Origin of the sequence: Micromonospora sp. NPDC047644 (assembly GCF_040704315.1) — a bacterium.
Taxonomy (GTDB): domain Bacteria; phylum Actinomycetota; class Actinomycetes; order Mycobacteriales; family Micromonosporaceae; genus Micromonospora.
This window is the reverse complement of record NZ_JBEYSY010000013.1, coordinates 17,204-33,276: the sequence shown is the minus strand read 5'-3', so window position 1 is coordinate 33,276 and position 16,073 is coordinate 17,204. Positions and strand designations below refer to the sequence as shown.

Here is a 16,073-nt window from a genome sequence, read left to right as displayed (position 1 = left end):
AACCGGCCGGCTCCCGTCGAGGGGAGCCGGCCGGCTTGGTGTGCGGGTGTCACCACATCTGCTGGACGACGTCCGCCGCCTGCTCTTCCCACTGCGCGTACGCGTAGGGGAAGGCCGAGACCTGCACGGTCTGCGCGGCGGTGGTCAGCGGCAGGTCCTGCCAGCCGCCGACGTTCTTGAGTGCGGTGAAGAACGCCGTGGCGGCGTACTCCGGGTCGGTGATCTGGTCGGGCGTGCCCCAACCGGACGACGGACGCTGCTGGAACAGGCCCTGCGAATCGTGGTCGTTGTACGCGCCGAGGTGGCCGAGGTTGTAGAGCTTCGACTCCTGCAACGAGGTGGCGATGCCGATCACCGCGCCCCGGTCACCGACGCCGGTCTTCTTGGCGGCGTCGACGATGGCCTGGGCGTTGGCCAGCTGCGCGTCGTCGAGCGGTACGCGCGACTGCGCGCCCTCGATGCCGTGCGGGATGAGCTGGGCCCGGCTCGGCTTGCCGGCCGGCGGCTTGCCGGTGGCGGAGCCGGTGGTCAGGCCCGACTCGACGGGCTGGTCGTCCTGGCGGGCCGTGGTGGCCGCCTTTCCGGTCGCGCGGTCGATGGCGGCGACGGCGCCCTGGTGCGGTCCGGAGGTGACCGGTGCGGCGACCGCGGTCGGCGCGAGGGCCAGACCGCCGAGAGCAGCCACACCCGCCACGCTCAGCGCGGTCTTGCGGTACGAGTCCTTAGCGATGGCGGGGAGCCATCGAGTGAAGTCGACCTTCACGATGGTTGCCCTTTCGATCGTGCGGAGTGCTCCGGGGTGAACACTCCTCGGGAGATGACCGCGGAAAGGGGTTTGGGCTCCGGCGGTACGGGGGACACAACCGGGTTCACGTGTCGGGCATTCCGGAATTGCCCGAACTCTCGCCGGCTGCGGTCCCGGTCACGCGCAGAGTCGGACACCGGGGCCCTACCAGACAGCAGGCCGGACGGCCGTGACGCAGGGTGTTGTCGGAGCGCGAGGGCAATGTCCGACCGTCAGCCTTTGCTCTGCTTACCTATACGCACCAGCCACGTTTCGTGACCATGGGGACGGACTGCGGCAGCTGACGGAAAGCGCATAGTCGCAGCTCACGGGACGTGGTGCAGATAGGTAAGCAGAGCAAAGGGCCGGGCAGGGTGTTGGGGGGGCAGCCAGGCTGGCGGTTTGTCGCTACCGTCAGTGGGCGTCCGAGCCAGCACGGTGGGTGAGGCAGCCGGCGGCTCGCCCGGGCGGACGAGAAAGCCGCCGTGGCGGTGAGGTGCTGGCGGGTCCGAGCGGCTCAGCGCCTGGTCGGCCCCCGCCGGAGTCAGTTGTCGCCGTCACCTGCGGGCCCCGCATCCCGCGTCCCGACACCTTCGTTCGGCCCGAGGAGTTCCTGGAAGATGGTGATCTGAAGCCCGGCGGGCGCGTCAAGGCGGGAGTTGAGCGACTCCCACGGCGTACGCGTCGGCGGCGCGATCTCGCCCGCGCCGGCAGCCACCAGCCGGGCGGTCGTCGCCTCCGCGTCGTCCACCTCGAAGGCCACCCGGATGCGCGGTGCGACCTGCCGGCCCACCTCGACCTCGTCGATCAGGCGTTTCTGCGCGGGGTTGGCGATCTCCAGGGTGGCGCGGCCGGCGTCCAGGATCACCACCCGCGCATCCCCCTCGCCGGTGAACGCCGCCTCCTCCGGCAGGCCGAGCGCGTCGCGGAAGAACGCGACGGCCGCCTCGTGGTCGGCGGCCTCCACCACGAGGCGCAACTGACGGACGGCGGGGGCGGGCGAGTCGGCGGCCATGAGCGGGATCCTAGCGTCGCGGTCGGGTTAGGTTGGAGCGTCCAGGAGGGAGCGTCGATGGTCCAGGCAGTGCGTGACGATGCCTACCCGCTGCACCCGGTCGGCCGGGTCGCGTCACCGCTGACCGACACGGCGAGCGCGCCACGGCAGGGCGACGAGGGCGCGCCGACGGCGTGGCTGGTATTCCACCCACAGGTCGAACGGGCCGTGCGTGACCTGCGGGTCGGCACGGACATGCTGGTGCTGACCTGGCTGGACCGTGCGCGGCGCGACGTGCTCGCGGTGCACCCACGCGGCGACGCGAACCGCCCGGAGACCGGGGTGTTCAGCACCCGCTCGCCGCACCGGCCCAACCCGATCGGGCTGCACCGGGTGCGGGTCCTGACGGTGGACGGGCTGCGCGTGGAGGTGGCCGACCTGGAGGCCCTTGACGGCACCCCGATCCTCGACGTCAAACCGGTGCTGGGCGCAGCCGACGAACGTTGAGCCCGTCGACCGCGCCCAGCCGGCCGGTGTGCTGGGCTCAGTGGCCGCGGTCCAGCCACTCCTGCAGGTGCGGCGCCTCCGCGCCGATCGTCGTGTCGTCGCCGTGGCCGGTGTGCACGACCGTCTCCGCGGGAAGTGTCAGCAGTCGGGTGCGGATCGACCGGACAATGGTGTCGAAGTCGCTGTACGAGCGGCCCGTCGCGCCCGGCCCACCGGAAAAAAGCGTGTCGCCGGTGAACACCGCGCCCAACTCCGGAGCGTGGAAGCTGCACGCCCCGGGGCTGTGCCCGGGGGTGTGCAGCACCTGCAGCGTGGTGCCGCCCACCTCGATGATCTGCCCGTCGTGCACTTCGCCGTTGGGCGGCAGGTGCGGGTGGACCATGTCCCAGAGGACCCGGTCGGCGGCGTGCAGCAGCACCGGCGCGCCGGTGGCCCCGGCCAGCTCGGGCGCCACGCGTACGTGATCGTCGTGGGCGTGGGTGGCCAGGATCGCCCGGACCCGCCGCTCGCCCACCAGGACGAGGATCGCCGCCACGTCGTGGGGCGCGTCCAGGACGACGCACTCACGGTCGTCACCGATCACCCAGACGTTGTTGTCCACATCGAAGGTCTGCCCGTCCAGGGAGAACGTGCCCGAGGTGACCGCGTGGTCGACCCGGGCGGTCACGGGAACACCACCACCGAGCGGAGCACGTCGCCGTGGTGCATCCGGTCGAAGGCGTTCTCGACCTGGTCGAGCGCGATCTCCTCGGTGACGAACGCGTCCAGGTCGAGCCGGCCCTGCAGGTACAACTCGGTGAGCATCGGGAAGTCCCGGCTCGGCAGGCAGTCGCCGTACCAACTGGACTTGAGCGCGCCGCCACGCCCGAAGACGTCCAGCAGCGGCAGCTCAATCTGCATCTGCGGGGTCGGTACGCCGACCAGCACCACGGTGCCGGCAAGGTCGCGGGCGTAGAACGCCTGCTTCCACGTCTCCGGTCGGCCCACCGCGTCGATCACCACATCGGCGCCGAAGCCGCCGGTGGCGGCACGGATCGCCTCGACCGGGTCGGTCTCGGACGCGTTCACGGTGTGCGTGGCGCCGAACGTGCGGGCCCAGTCGAGCTTGCGGCTGTCGGTGTCCACCGCGACGACCGTGGTGGCACCGGCGAGGACCGCACCGGCGACCGCCGCGTCCCCGACGCCGCCGCAGCCGATCACCGCGACCGAGTCGCCCCGGGTGACGTTCCCGGTGTTCATCGCCGCACCCAGCCCGGCCATCACCCCGCAGCCCAGCAGACCCACGGCGGCGGGTCGGGCCGCCGGGTCGACCTTGGTGCACTGCCCGGCGTGCACCAGGGTCTTCTCGGCGAACGCCCCGATGCCCAGCGCCGGGGCGAGTTCGGTGCCGTCGGTGAGGGTCATCCGCTGCTTCGCGTTGTGGGTGTTGAAGCAGTACCAGGGCCGCCCGCGACGGCAGGCGCGGCACACACCGCAGACCGCCCGCCAGTTGAGCACCACGAAATCGCCCGGGGCGACGTCGGTGACACCCTCGCCGATCTGCTCCACGACGCCCGCCGCCTCGTGGCCGAGCAGGAACGGGTAGTCGTCGTTGATGCCACCCTCGCGGTAGTGCAGATCGGTGTGGCAGACCCCGCACGACTGAATCCGGACGATCGCCTCACCGGGCCCGGGATCGGGCACCACGATGGTGGTGACCTCGACCGGCGCGCCCTTGCTGCGGGAGATGACTCCCCGGACTTCCTGGCTCACTTCGCCTCCTGCTGGTGGTCTGCGGCGGGGCCGCGTGCCGGGGTGGGCGGGTGTGCCACGGGCTCGGCGGTGGGCCCCCGGCGAACCTACCGCGACCACCACGGCCAGCCCAGCCGGCCCGGCGGGTTATCGCGGGCGGTGCGGGGTACGCGGGCCGCATTCGACCACGGCCAACGGGAGTGACAATGAAATTCGCGCACCTGCCGCTACGGGTCACCATCGGGGCGTACTTCCTCAACTCGGGTCTGAGCAAGCGCACCCTGGAGGGGACCGCCGCGGAGGGCCTGCACGGGATGGCCGTAGCCGCCATGCCCCAGCTCGGTCAACTGGAGCCGGCGCGCTTCGCCAAGCTGCTGTCGTACTCGGAGATCGCCCTGGGGGCCGCGCTGATCGCGCCGTTCGTCCCGGCGCCCCTGGTCGGGCTCGGCCTGACCGCGTTCGGCGCGGGCCTGGTGCAGCTCTACCTGAAGACGCCGGGAATGCGCGAACCCGGCAGCATCCGCCCGACCCAGCAGGGCGCGGGGCTGGCCAAGGACGTCTGGCTCGTCGGCGCGGGGATGACCCTGGTGTTGGAGGGGCTGACCCACGGCCGTCGGCGGCGCTCCTGATTCCCGCTGAGGAGCGCAGTTGACCGACTCCCGGTCGGTGCGGCCGTTCTACCGGCCGATGCGGCCACGTCGTCGCGACGAGCCGCACCGCGCGGCCACGCCGCTGGAGCTGTTCTTCGACCTGTGTTTCGTGGTGGCGGTGTCGCAGGCCGCCGCCAACCTGCACCACGCCGTCACCGAGGATCAGCTCGGACACGCGCTGACCAGGTACCTGTTGGTCTTCTTCGCGATCTGGTGGTCGTGGATGAACGTCACCTGGTTCGCCTCGGCCTACGACACCGACGACGACCTCTACCGGATCGCGACGCTGGTGCAGATCGCCGGCGCGTTGATCATCGCCGCCGGCGTGCCTCGCGCGTTCGACGACGGCGATTTCAGCGTCATCACGTACGGCTACGTGGTGATGCGGATCGCGCTCGTCGTGCAGTGGTGCCGGGCCGCCGCCGGTGACCCGGCGCACCGCCTGGCGGCCCGGCGCTACGCGATCGGCGTCACCGTCGTCCAGATCGGCTGGCTGCTCCGGCTGGCCCTGCCGCAGGGGTGGGCGACCGTGGCGTTGCTGCTGCTGATCCTGGCCGACCTGCTGGTGCCGGCGGTGGCCGAGCGCCCGGGCATGACCCCCTGGCATCCGCGACACATCACCGAACGGTACGGGCTGTTCACCCTGATCGTGCTCGGTGACGTGGTGCTGGCCACGTCGGTGGCCATCCAGACCGGAGTGGACGCCGGCGACCACCACCTCTGGTGGCTCGCGGCGGCGGCCGCCGTGATCGTGTTCGCCCTGTGGTGGCTCTACTTCGACCGGCCCATCGACGCGCCCGACCGCATGCCGTACACGCTGGTCTGGGGCTATGGCCACTACCTGATCTTCGCGGCGGTCGCCGCGGTCGGCGCGGGTCTGAGCGTGTCGGTGGACCACGAGCGGCACCTCGCGCACATCTCGGAGACGGTCGCCGGGTACGCGGTGGCCGTCCCGATCGCCGTCTTCCTGCTCACGGTCTGGATGCTGCACGTGCGTCGGCAGCAGCACGGCGCGGTGGTCGTCGCCTTTCCGGTCGTCGCGCTGCTGGCGCTGCTCGCACCGCTCGGTCCGGCCCCGGTGTACGCGATGGCGGCGCTGCTGGTCGCCCTCGTGGCGTTGACCATCCTGTTGCGCCGCCGCGACGTGGGCCCGAGCACGCCGGTGGCCTGACGTCGCTCACCGATCACCCACCAGACTACTGGTCCGACGCTCGGGTGAACTCCATGATCCAGTTGGTCTCCCAGGTCTGCTCGCCGTCGACCGAGAACGCCTGCTCCCACCGGGCGGTGGTCGCGCTGATGCCCGACCAGATGAACCGGCACCGGACCGGGCGCCCCTCGTGCTGGTCGTCGGCGTAGAAGTGGCCGACCCCGTCGACGAAGCGGCCCACCATCGGCGGCACCCCCAGCACCCCGGTGTCGCTGCTCGCCCAGTAGATCGACCACTCCTGCCGGGCCGGATCGAAGACCCGGATCGTGGCGCCGGCGGATCCCTTGGTCGGGAACGTGATCTCGTCGAAGTGACCGCCGCCGGCGAAGAAGCCGTGTGCCACCGACACCCCGGGGAACTCCTCCCACTCGTCGGAGCCGACCAGCCGCTCGCGCAGCCGCCGGTTGACGACGTTCCAGGTGCCCACGAAGAAGTCGAAGTCGCCCATCAGCGGCCCACCGGCCCTTCCGCTCGCGTGTCGCGCAGATAATCGGTCAGATTCGGGCTCTCCGGCAGCAGCATGTGCCGGACCCAGGCGGCCCGCTCGTGTTCCAGAACCGCCAACTCCCAGACGCAGCCCACCGCCGGGCGGCGTAGGTGGACGAAGTGTGCCGGGTCGTCGTCGGGACAGTCCAGCGCCGGCTGCCCGGCCGCGGCGACCCGGACCTCCACCGCGTTGTCCCACACCCAGGTGTACGCCAGCAGATAGGCGCCGGTGTCCGCGCCCCGGTGCAGCACCACCCACCCGGCGGCCGGGGTGCCGTCGTCGACGACGTCGGCCAGCAGGTCGGGCAGCAGGTCGTACGCGGCCTTCTCCACCTCGGGTTCGATCGGCCGCTCCGGCTGGTCCACGTGGTAGCGCTTGAGGTGCCGGCCGGCGATCAGCACCGGCCCGGGCGTTCGTAGTTCCTTGTCGCGGAATGCCATGCCGGGACGGTAGAACGGGTCCCCTGACAACTAGTGTCAGTGAAGTGCGGGCCTCTCGACTTCTCTCCGTCCTGCTGCTGCTCCAGTCGCACGGGCGGTTGACCGCCGCGCAACTCGCCGAGCGGTTGGCCGTCTCTCCCCGCACCATCTACCGCGACGTCGAGTCGCTGCACGCCGCCGGCATCCCGCTCTACGGCGAGGCCGGGCACGCCGGCGGCTACCAACTGGTCGACGGCTGGCGGACCCGACTGACCGGGCTGACCGCCGAGGAGGCCGACCGGCTGTTCCTCGCCGGCCTGCCCGGCCCCGCCGACGAGTTGGGCTACGGCGACGTGGTGGCGGCGCTGCAACTCAAGCTGCACGCCGCGCTCCCCGCGCCGCTACGCGACCGGGCGACCCGACTGCAACAACGCTTCCACCTGGACACTCCGGGGTGGTATGCCGACGGCGACGCCTCCCCCGAGCTGGCCCGCACGGCCGAGGCGGTCTGGCGGCAGCACCGCGTCGAGGTGCGCTACCGCGGCTGGAACGGCGAGGTGACCCGGGTCCTGGAGCCGTACGGCCTGGTGCTCAAGGGCGGTCGTTGGTATGTGGTGGCCGACCAGCCCGGCCGGGGCGCGCCGGCGACCTATCGGGTCAACCAGATCCTCGCGTTGACCCCGCTGGCGCAGGAATTCGACCGCCCGGCCGACTTCGACCTGCCGTCCTGGTGGCGGGCGCACGTGGTGCAGTTCCGGGCCCGCCTGCACCGCGACGAGGCTTACGTCCGGCTCTCCCCCGCCGGGCGGGAGCGGTTGCGCGAGATCGGCAGCGACCCGGTGGTGTCGGCGATGGACACCAGCGCCGGGGCACCGGACGCGCGGGGGTGGGTGACGGCGGTGCTGCCCATCGAGTCGCTCACCCACGCCCACGGTGACCTGCTGCGCCTCGGTGCCGACGTCGAGGTGCTGGCCCCGGTGGCGCTGCGCGAACGGCTGGCCGCCACGGCGGCCGGGCTCGCCGCGCTCTACTGCCCCGCCTGAACAGCCCCGACCGTCTCCACAGTGGAAGGGGCGGGGGCGTCGGTTGTCGGCACCGTGTGCCACCCTGGGACGGTCGTCAATGGTCACCGGAGGTGAGGGCCACGTTACGGCTACGCGCACTGGTCGCCGTCCCCGGCACCGGACCGGTGACCCTCGACGTTCCCGCCGGCACACTCGCCGCCCTGGTGGCGCCGCCCCGGTTCGGCACGGCGGTCGCCCGGGTGCTGGCCGGGCTGGCCCCGCCGGTGACCGGTCGCGTCCTCGTCGGCGACCGGGACGTCACCAGCCTGCCGCCGCCACGCCGGCAGATCGGCTACGTCCCCGCCGGTGGCGCGCTGCTGCCGCAGCTCACCGTGCGGCGCAACATCGAGTACGGCCAGCGCAAACGCGAACGGGTGCACGAGGTGGCCAACGACTGGACGGCCACCGTGGTCGACCGGCTCGAGCTGGCGCTCACCCTCGCCCTGCTGCCGCACCAGATCTCCGACGCCCAGCGGTTCCGGGTGGCGCTCGCCCGAGCGGCGGCCTGCCTGCCGGAGGTGCTGGTGGTCGACCTGCCGGCCGGTTCCGCGGGCGACAGCCGCCTCGGTGACCTGATGCCTCGCCTCTCGCCGCCGGACGCCCCCGGGGTGGCGGTGCTGGTCTGCACGGCCGACCCGGCCACCCTGGCCGAGATACCGGTGCGGCACGAGCTGGTCACCGAGCCGAGCGAGGCGGCCCGATGAGGCCGGCCGCCCGGGTCGGTCGCCGTACGCTGCTGCGCGCCGCCGCCGCGGGCGCCACCGCACTGGCCGCCGGCTGCGGCGGGGCAACCCGGTCGGTGCAGGTCGCTGTGGTCTGGAGCACCAGCGAGCTGGACCGGTTCCGCGAGGTTGTCGCCGGCTACCCCGCCCGGGTGCAGGTGATCAGCGCCGGCAACGACATCGATGCGTTCCTGCGCGCCCGGCACCTGGCCGGCACCAGCCCGGACGTGGCGATCCTGCCGCGTCCCGGCCTGGTCACCGAGTACGCCCAGCGCGGCTGGCTGAGCCCGGTGCGCCCGTCCACCGACTACGCCGTGCGCGTCGAGCTGAGCGATCTGCTGATGACCGACGGTGAACGGTACGGCGTGTGGGTCAAGGCGGCGCACAAGTCGCTGGTCTGGCACCTGCCCTCCATGCTGCCCGCGCCGCCGACCACCTGGGACGAACTGCTGCACCGGACCAGGGAGCTGGCCGCGCGCTCCCGACGCGACGGCGGCCCGGCGCCCCTGGCCATCGGCGCCGCGGACGGTTGGGTGCTCACCGACTGGTTCGAGAACGTTCTGGCCGACATGGCACCCGGGAGCTACTACGCCCTCGCCCAACAGGGCGCCGACTGGCAGGACAAGCCGGTACGCGACGCCCTGGACCGCCTCGCCGGGCTGTGGAGCATCAACGGCGCGTTCGTCGGCGGCGGCCGTCGTGCCCTGCTCACCCAGTACGAGGAGTCGGTGATCCAGGTGGTGCACACGAAGCGGGCGGTGATGCTCCTCGGAGCCGACTTCACCGCCGATGTCGTTCGTCCGTTCCGACGCGGGCCGGAGGCGCCTGTCACGTTCCGGTTCCCGGGCACCCAGCCGGGCGGGGGTCCCCTGATCGTCGGTGGGGACGCGGCCGTGGCGTTCGCCGGCGCCGAGGGCGGAGTCGCGTTGGTCGAATGGCTGGCCAGGGCCGACTCGTTCCAGCCGTGGCTCCGCGAAGGCGGTTACCTGTCGCCCAACACCAACGTCTCGATCACCAGCTACAGCGACGGCGTCGGCAGGCAACTCGCCACGGAGATGCGGGCCCCGGGCACCCTGCGTTTCGACCTCTCCGACCAACTGCGCGGGGCGTTCACCGGCTCGGACGGGGTCGGCATCTGGCGGATCATGCAGGGCTTCTTCGCCGACGTCACCGACGGGGTCCGCGCCGGCGAGGCGATCCGCCGAACCACCGGCCTGCTCGCCGCCGCGGCCCGCAGCGCGGGGGGCGGCCGATGAGCCAGGTGCGGGTCCTCGGCGAGCTGGCGGTCCTCGACGACGTCGGTCCGGCCCGGCGCGGTCGGGCCTATCCGGCGGCGGGGGCCACGTCGGCCCTGCTGCTGCCGGCCGCGGTGCTGCTCGGCGGGCTGGTGCTGTGGCCGGTGCTGCGGACCATGCACGCCAGCGTCACCACCGACGGTCGCTGGGTTGGCGCGGCACACTTCCGGACCGCGCTCGCCGCCCCGGGCACCGGCGCGGTGGTCGGTCGGACGGTCCTGTGGGCGCTGCTGGTGCCGGCGGTGGTGACGGCACTGGGTTATCTGCTGGCCGCCGCGTCCCGCCGCTCCCAGGAGGGCGGCCTGGTCCGGTTGATCCTCCTGGTGCCGGTGGCGTTGCCGTTCGTCGTCACCGGGGTCACCTTCCGGCTGATGTACGACCCGGACCCGAGCCGAGGGCTGGCCACCCTGGTCGCGACCCGACTGGCCGGCCGTTCGGTCGAGGATGCCCCACAGTTGCTCGGGCCGGGGATGGTCACCGTCGCGTTGATGTCGGCGTTCGTCTGGGCCTGGGTCGGGTTGGCGGTGCTGGTCTTCCGCTCCGCACTGGACGCGGTGCCACCGAGCCTCGCCGACGCGGTCCGCGCTTACGGCGGTACGCGTCGTCACGTGCTGTGGGACGCGCAGTGGCGGCCACTGCTGCTGCGGACGACGGCTGTGGTCTTCGCGTTGGTGGCGGTGGGCACCAGCCGCACGTTCGACCTCATCCTCGTGATGACCCCCGGTTCGGTCCGCGACGAGGCCTCGGTGCTGGCGCTACGGATCTGGCAGACGTCCGGGGGCACCACCACCGGCGACGGCGCCGCGCTGGGCGTGGTGTGGCTGCTGGCGGTGATCGGCGGGATCATGGTGGCCGCGCTCTTCGTCCGGCAGGCCTGGCCCCCGCCGCGCATCGAGGCGGCACCGGAACCCGCCCCGGTCGCCCCGCCCCGACGGGTGTTCCGGCTGCTCGCGGCGGGTGCCGCGATCGCCTGGCTGGTGCCGCTGGTGGTACTGGTCGCCACGTCGGCCCACGGCCAGGTGGACGCCGCCTCGCGCGGTTGGTGGTCGGCGCCGCCGAGTGGCGAGTCCTACCGCGACCTGGTCACCGGCACCGAGCTGTGGCGCACGCTGGGCTTCACCCTGCTGCTGGCCACCGCGGTGACCGCCACGGTGCTGGTCGTGGCGCTGCTGGCCGCGTACCCGTTGGCCTGGTTGACCGGGCCGGCCGCGCAGGCGACCGGGCTGCTGCTGCTGGCGGCGAGCGTCGTGCCGATCCAGGTCATCGCCGGACCGGTCAACGAGGTGCTGGGCCTGGTGCTCTCCTCCGGCACGGCCCAGGGCCTGGCCCTGGTGCACATCGCGCTGGGCGTGCCGTTCGCGGTGCTGGTGCTGCGCAACGCGTTCGCGGACCTGCCGGTGGAGCAGGTCCGCGACGCCCGGTTGGGCGGGCGTCGGTGGTGGCACACCCTGCGCCGGTTGGCCCGGCACAACCTGTCGGCGGTGGTGGCGGTGTCCGTGCTGGAGTTCGTCCAGGTCTGGAACGACCTGGTGGTGGGACGGCTGTTCAGCGCGTCGGGGTCCTCGCCGCTCGGGCCGTTCCTGGCCGAGCAGACCCGCAGTTTCGTGAGCAACAGTGGCGCGCTGGCCGCCAGCTCCGTGCTCGCCTCGGTGCTGCCGGTGGTGCTGGTGGTCCTCTCCCGGCGGCACCTGGTCGCCGGGCTCGTCTCCGGGGGCGTCCGGTGACCCGGCCGGGTGGTCCGCGCGGTGGCTCACGCTGGCCGGCGCTGATCGCGATCGGCGGCGTGGTCGGCAGCGTCCTCGCCAACGTGGCCAGCAACCTGGCCGGCAACGTCCTCTCCGAGCTGGCGGCCAACGTGCTCGGGCCGGTGACCATCGTCCTGGCCTCCGGCGGCGTCGTCGGTTACGTGGCGTACGAGGTGCGCCGCCGCCGGACCGGCCGGGAGGTCGACCCCGAGCCGACGGAAGTGCTCACCACCCCGGCCGCCGGGGCTTTCAACCTGCCCTACACGGCCGAGTTCACCGGTCGTGAGGAGCACGTCGACGCCCTGGTCGCTCTGCTCACCCGGGAGCACGCGGTGGCGGTTCTGGGGCGGCGTGCGGTGGGCACCTCCGCGTGCGCGGTGCAGGCCGCGAACGAGTGCCGGGAGGATTTCCCCGACGGTCAGTACTACCTGGACCTGCGGCGGCGCGGCCGACCCCGCTCGGCCCGGCAGGTGCTCACCGCGCTGGCCCGGATCCTGGGCACCGCCCCGCCGACCTCCGGCCGGCCGGACGCGCTCGCCGCCGCCGCCGACGCGCTGCGCGGCCAGCTCGACGGCCGCAAGATCGTGCTGGTGCTGGACAACGTCGACCGCCCCGACCAGGTGCGGCCCCTGTTGCCGCCCACCGCGCGCACCTGCCGCCTGCTGCTCGCCGGTGGTCCGGCGCTGGTCGGTCTGGAGGGGGTGGTCGCGCACTGGATCGCCGAACCGGGCACGTCCGAGGCGGTGGAGCTGTTCGCGACGGCGGGTGGTGCCGCGCCCGCCGCCCGGGTCCGTCGCGCCGACCCGCGCACCGATCCGGCGGTACGCGAGATCGTCGACCTGTGCGGGCGACAACCGCGTACCGTCCGGGCGCTCGGTTACCGCACCGCTCAACACGGCTGGCGGCACTCCGACGTGCTGGACGCGCTGCGCCGCGCGGTGCAGACGCCACCGCACCAGCGGCTCGCCGTCTCACCGGCGGCCCGCCTGGTCACCGAACGGGACATCGCCTACCGGGTGTTGCCCCGCCAGGCCCGGCGGTTGTACCGGCTGATGTCGCTGGTCCCCGCCCCGGTGGACCGGCCCACCATCGCCGCGCTGGCCGGACGGCACCCCGAGCTGGTGACCGCGCTGCTCGACCGCCTGGCCGCGGCGGCATTCGTGGCAGGCGCGCCCGGCGACCGGTACGAGATCCGCCCCCTGCTGGCCGGCAGCGCCCGACTGCACCTACGCGACGCGGATCCGGTCCGGGCCCGGGTCGCCGCGCAGGCCCGGCTGACCCGGCATCTGGCCCGGCGGGCCGAACGGCACGCGGCCAACCTGGCGGTGCTCGGCTCCCCGCCCGACCGGGAGTGGTCGCTGCCACTGGACGACGACCCGTACGGCTGGTTCGACCTGCACCAGGAGCTGCTGCTGGCGGTGGTGCGGGTGCCGGCCGGCGCGAAGGAGACCCTGCCCCGGCGGGTGCGCCGGTGGTGGTTCCGGTTGGCAGTGGCGCTGTGCGGGTGGCTGGCGTACGCCGAGCGGCTCGACGAGTGGGAGCAGGTCTGCCGCACCGTGCTGGCCACCCCGACCGCGGACGACCGTCCGGAGATCGCCGGGTGGGCGCACAACGAGTTGGGGGTGCTGCGTCGACGTCGGCACGACCCGCAGGGGGCGGCGGCGGCGCTCACCCTCGCCGTCAACGAGCGGGGGCGGCGGGGCAACGCCCAGGCGCGGATGAATCTCGGGCTGGCCCTGCTCGACCTGGGGCAGCTCGACGACGCGGTGGAGCACCTGGAGATGTCGCGCCGACACCGCTCCGGCGCCGACCGGGCCGGTCACGCCCTCACCGAGCTGGGCCTGGGCGCGGCCCAACTGGCCCGGGGCGAACCGGACACCGCGCACCACCACCTGGTGCGGGCGGCCAACACGTTCCGGTCGGTGGGTGACGCGCGCGGGTACGCGGCGGCCCTGACGAACCTGGTGCTGGTGCACGCGGCGCTCGGCGAACACCTCGACGCCGCCCAGGCGTGGCGGGCCGCGCTGCGCGAGTACGAGTCGGTCAACGACCCGACCAGCCGGGCGACGGCGCTGCTCAACGCCGGGGCGACGCTGCTGAGCAGCACCCCGGGGCAGGCGCGTACGGCGTACGAGCTGCTGGCCGAGAGCCGCCGGCTGCGCGAGGAGACCCGGCCGACAGCCGGGCTGGCGCGGACCCTGCTCTACCTGGGTGACGCCTGCTCGGCGCTGGGCGACCAGGCCGACGCGCGGCGGCACTGGGCGGACGCGGCGGCCGTGGCCGAGGAGGTCGCCGACGCCCCGGGGCTGGCCGCCGCCGACGCCCGACTGGACAACGACGCCGACAGCCGGGTGACGTAGGTCGCTCGGGTTGGTCGGTGGTGGGACTCTGGGAGACTCTGTGATCGTGGACGCGCTCGCGGTACGGGGACTCAGTCGCACCTTCGGCAACCTGGTCGTGCTCGACGAGGTGAGCTTCACGCTCCCTGCGGGCCGGATCGCGGTGGTGCTCGGCCCGAACGGCAGCGGCAAGACGACTCTGCTGCGGTGTGTCGTCGGCGCGGACCGGCCGGACGCGGGTGAGGTGCTGGTGCAGGGCCGCCGCGCCGACGAGACCGATCCTCAGGTGCGGGCGCTGGTGGCCGCCGCCCTGGACGACATCGACTTCTTCCCCGACCTGTCGGTGGTCGAGCACCTGGAGCTGGTCGCGTACGCCCACGGAGGTGACGCCGAGCCGGTCGAGGAGGTCCTCGCCGAGCTGGGTCTGGAGGCGGCCCGCGACCAGCTGCCGGTGACGCTGTCCAGCGGACAACGCCGCCGTTTGGCGCTGGCGTCCTGTTTCGTCCGGCCCCGCCGGGTGCTGATCCTGGACGAGCCCGAGCAGCGGCTGGATGTCCGCGGGCGGCAGTGGCTCGCCGACCGACTCCTGCGGGAACGGGCGGCCGGCACTGCCGTGCTGTTGGCCTCGCACGACCCGGAGCTGATCGACGCGGTGGTCGACGAGCGTATCGAGATCGGCAAGTGACCGCCGCGCCGGCCACGATCGCCGAGACGCCGACCGGGGTGCCGACCGCCCGCCAGGTGCGGGCGCACCTGCGCAAGGCCCGCAGCCGGCACCACGACCACTCGCTCAGCGACGTGCTCGGCGACGCGTACGTCATCGTGCTGTTCACCGGCATGTACGGCTGGTTCGCGATCAGCGCCAGCCGCGACCTGCTGGACTCCCCCACAGTGGGTCAGGCCGAGCCGGGCGTGCGGTGGTGGCTGGCGGTCGCCGCGCTGCTGGCGGGCGCGGGGCTCGCCTGGCGTGGTCTGCGCGCACTCGGCCCGCTGCTGGTAACCCCGGCGACGCAGAGCTGGGCGACCAGCGCGCCGATCGACCGGCGGGCCTGGTTGGCGCCGCGTTTCGTCCTGTTGCTGCTGGGTTCGGCGGTCGGCACCGCCGCGCTCGCAGTGGCAGTGGCGGCGCTCGGTGGGGTCAGCGAACCGTCCGCCCTGGGCTGGGCGGCGGCGGCCGGCGCGGGGTGGGGGGCGGCCGCGCTGGCGCTCAGTGCCGTCGCCCAGGGCCGTCGGTCGGGGCGGCGCTGGCCGACGGTGGTCGGGGCGGCGCCGATGGTGGCGGCAGCTGTGATCACCGCCCTGGTGGTGCTCGTCAGCAACCTCGGCGACGGGCTGCCCCGGCCGGCGGCGACGCCGACCATCGCGTTGTTCGCCCTCGCCGTGCCGCTCACCGGCCTGGGCACCGTCCTCGCGGTACGCGCGCTGCCCCTCATCGACCGGGCCACCCTGACCACCGGCGCGCAGTTCGCCAACGCCGCCGCCACGGCCACCATCCTGCTGGACCCGAGCCTGCTCGCCGGCCTGGTCGAGAGCCGCCGCTGGCGTCGGGTCGGCAAGGTGCGCAGCCGCCGGTTCCGGTCCGGCCCCGGCTGGTGGGCGCTGCTCCAGGCCGACGTGCGGCGGTTGGGCCGACACCCGAGCGCGGTGCTGATCTGGGCGGCGCTGATCGGGGTGCAGTACGCTGCCGCCCTCGCCCTGCCCGGGTTGGCCGGGGCCGCGCAGGTGGTGTTCGCCTACCTCGCCGCGAACCGGCTGACCGGCGGTCTGCGCTCGGTCAGCCGCTCCCCCGGTCTGCGCCGGGCGCTCGGTGGCAGCGACAACCTGCTGCGCGGGATCCACGTGGTGGTGCCGGCCGTCGGCGCGGGCCTGTGGTGGTTGTCGACCCTGCCGACCGTCGAGCCGGGGCCGGCCTGGCTGGCGCCGACGCTGGCGCTGGGGGTGGTGGCCGCCGCGTTCCGGGCCGGCACCCGCCCGCCGATCACCTACGGCGGCGCGACGGTCAACACGCCGTTCGGGATGGTCCCGGTCGACCTGATCCGGCAGGGGTCTCGGGGGCCGGCGCTGCTCGCCGTGCTCGTCCTCGTCCAACTGTTCCTGGGCTGATCCGAGCGCCCCGCCCGGGGGCA

The 16,073-nt window shown here is 73.5% G+C and carries 16 protein-coding genes; 10 read left to right on the top strand and 6 right to left on the bottom strand.

What is annotated here, in order from left to right; genetic code table 11:
- Nucleotides 1-49: 49 nt before the first annotated feature.
- Nucleotides 50-763 (bottom strand): hypothetical protein, encoded by a 714-nt coding sequence (locus AB0877_RS21865; RefSeq protein WP_366611046.1) that lies wholly within the window; start codon nucleotides 761-763, stop codon nucleotides 50-52.
- A 565-nt stretch (nucleotides 764-1,328) separates the two neighbouring features.
- Nucleotides 1,329-1,799: a VOC family protein gene (locus tag AB0877_RS21860; protein ID WP_366611044.1), complete on the bottom strand. Its 471-nt coding sequence runs from the start codon at nucleotides 1,797-1,799 to the stop codon at nucleotides 1,329-1,331.
- A gap of 57 nt (nucleotides 1,800-1,856) precedes the next feature.
- On the opposite strand from AB0877_RS21860, the gene tsaA reads away from it, so the two are divergent.
- Nucleotides 1,857-2,285, top strand: coding sequence for a tRNA (N6-threonylcarbamoyladenosine(37)-N6)-methyltransferase TrmO (tsaA, locus tag AB0877_RS21855; protein ID WP_366611043.1), 429 nt, complete (start codon nucleotides 1,857-1,859; stop codon nucleotides 2,283-2,285).
- Nucleotides 2,286-2,322: 37 nt separating this feature from the next.
- On the opposite strand, the gene AB0877_RS21850 is transcribed toward tsaA, so the two are convergent.
- Together AB0877_RS21850 and AB0877_RS21845 are read right to left on the bottom strand one after the other, a co-directional pair.
- The gene (locus AB0877_RS21850; protein WP_366611041.1) at nucleotides 2,323-2,952 is read right to left on the bottom strand and encodes an MBL fold metallo-hydrolase; all 630 of its coding nucleotides are present in this window, start codon (nucleotides 2,950-2,952) and stop codon (nucleotides 2,323-2,325) included.
- Nucleotides 2,949-4,037, bottom strand: a complete 1,089-nt coding sequence (locus AB0877_RS21845; protein ID WP_366611040.1) for an S-(hydroxymethyl)mycothiol dehydrogenase — start codon at nucleotides 4,035-4,037, stop codon at nucleotides 2,949-2,951. Before AB0877_RS21845 ends, AB0877_RS21850 begins: the two co-directional genes overlap by 4 nt.
- A gap of 185 nt (nucleotides 4,038-4,222) precedes the next feature.
- Between AB0877_RS21845 and AB0877_RS21840 the strand changes: the two genes are divergently transcribed.
- A complete protein-coding gene (locus AB0877_RS21840; protein ID WP_366611039.1) occupies nucleotides 4,223-4,645 on the top strand; it encodes a hypothetical protein in 423 nt (140 codons plus the stop codon).
- Nucleotides 4,646-4,664: 19 nt separating this feature from the next.
- Nucleotides 4,665-5,837 (top strand): low temperature requirement protein A, encoded by a 1,173-nt coding sequence (locus AB0877_RS21835; RefSeq protein WP_366611038.1) that lies wholly within the window; start codon nucleotides 4,665-4,667, stop codon nucleotides 5,835-5,837.
- A 25-nt stretch (nucleotides 5,838-5,862) separates the two neighbouring features.
- On the opposite strand, the gene AB0877_RS21830 is transcribed toward AB0877_RS21835, so the two are convergent.
- The gene (locus AB0877_RS21830; RefSeq protein ID WP_366611037.1) at nucleotides 5,863-6,324 is read right to left on the bottom strand and encodes a hypothetical protein; all 462 of its coding nucleotides are present in this window, start codon (nucleotides 6,322-6,324) and stop codon (nucleotides 5,863-5,865) included.
- A complete protein-coding gene (locus tag AB0877_RS21825; RefSeq protein ID WP_366611035.1) occupies nucleotides 6,324-6,803 on the bottom strand; it encodes a hypothetical protein in 480 nt (159 codons plus the stop codon). Before AB0877_RS21825 ends, AB0877_RS21830 begins: the two co-directional genes overlap by 1 nt.
- 44 nt (nucleotides 6,804-6,847) lie before the next feature.
- Here AB0877_RS21825 and AB0877_RS21820 point away from each other — a divergent pair, with 44 nt between their 5' ends.
- The 7 genes from AB0877_RS21820 to AB0877_RS21790 all read left to right on the top strand — a co-directional run bounded on the left by AB0877_RS21820 (nucleotide 6,848) and on the right by AB0877_RS21790 (nucleotide 16,050).
- Nucleotides 6,848-7,825 (top strand): WYL domain-containing protein, encoded by a 978-nt coding sequence (locus AB0877_RS21820; RefSeq protein ID WP_366611033.1) that lies wholly within the window; start codon nucleotides 6,848-6,850, stop codon nucleotides 7,823-7,825.
- A 92-nt stretch (nucleotides 7,826-7,917) separates the two neighbouring features.
- Nucleotides 7,918-8,550 (top strand): ATP-binding cassette domain-containing protein, encoded by a 633-nt coding sequence (locus AB0877_RS21815; protein ID WP_366611032.1) that lies wholly within the window; start codon nucleotides 7,918-7,920, stop codon nucleotides 8,548-8,550.
- A complete protein-coding gene (locus AB0877_RS21810; RefSeq protein ID WP_366611031.1) occupies nucleotides 8,547-9,824 on the top strand; it encodes an extracellular solute-binding protein in 1,278 nt (425 codons plus the stop codon). The genes AB0877_RS21815 and AB0877_RS21810 overlap by 4 nt, the downstream gene beginning before the upstream one ends.
- Nucleotides 9,821-11,587: a hypothetical protein gene (locus AB0877_RS21805; protein WP_366611029.1), complete on the top strand. Its 1,767-nt coding sequence runs from the start codon at nucleotides 9,821-9,823 to the stop codon at nucleotides 11,585-11,587. Before AB0877_RS21810 ends, AB0877_RS21805 begins: the two co-directional genes overlap by 4 nt.
- Nucleotides 11,584-13,968 carry a tetratricopeptide repeat protein gene (locus tag AB0877_RS21800; protein WP_366611027.1) on the top strand — a complete coding sequence of 795 codons (2,385 nt, stop codon included), beginning with the start codon at nucleotides 11,584-11,586 and terminating at the stop codon, nucleotides 13,966-13,968. Before AB0877_RS21805 ends, AB0877_RS21800 begins: the two co-directional genes overlap by 4 nt.
- 40 nt (nucleotides 13,969-14,008) lie before the next feature.
- Nucleotides 14,009-14,632 (top strand): ABC transporter ATP-binding protein, encoded by a 624-nt coding sequence (locus tag AB0877_RS21795; RefSeq protein WP_366611025.1) that lies wholly within the window; start codon nucleotides 14,009-14,011, stop codon nucleotides 14,630-14,632.
- Nucleotides 14,629-16,050: a DUF6297 family protein gene (locus AB0877_RS21790; protein ID WP_366611023.1), complete on the top strand. Its 1,422-nt coding sequence runs from the start codon at nucleotides 14,629-14,631 to the stop codon at nucleotides 16,048-16,050. Before AB0877_RS21795 ends, AB0877_RS21790 begins: the two co-directional genes overlap by 4 nt.
- Nucleotides 16,051-16,073: the final 23 nt, after the last annotated feature.

Bases quoted from the DNA above. Each gene is read 5' to 3' on its own strand.
- AB0877_RS21825 (WP_366611035.1), bottom strand. From the start codon at position 6,803: ATGGCATTCCGCGACAAGGAACTACGAACGCCCGGGCCGGTGCTGATC.
- AB0877_RS21860 (WP_366611044.1), bottom strand. From the start codon at position 1,799: ATGGCCGCCGACTCGCCCGCCCCCGCCGTCCGTCAGTTGCGCCTCGTG.
- AB0877_RS21840 (WP_366611039.1), top strand. From the start codon at position 4,223: ATGAAATTCGCGCACCTGCCGCTACGGGTCACCATCGGGGCGTACTTC.
- tsaA (WP_366611043.1), top strand. From the start codon at position 1,857: ATGGTCCAGGCAGTGCGTGACGATGCCTACCCGCTGCACCCGGTCGGC.
- AB0877_RS21830 (WP_366611037.1), bottom strand. From the start codon at position 6,324: ATGGGCGACTTCGACTTCTTCGTGGGCACCTGGAACGTCGTCAACCGG.
- AB0877_RS21810 (WP_366611031.1), top strand. From the start codon at position 8,547: ATGAGGCCGGCCGCCCGGGTCGGTCGCCGTACGCTGCTGCGCGCCGCC.
- AB0877_RS21805 (WP_366611029.1), top strand. From the start codon at position 9,821: ATGAGCCAGGTGCGGGTCCTCGGCGAGCTGGCGGTCCTCGACGACGTC.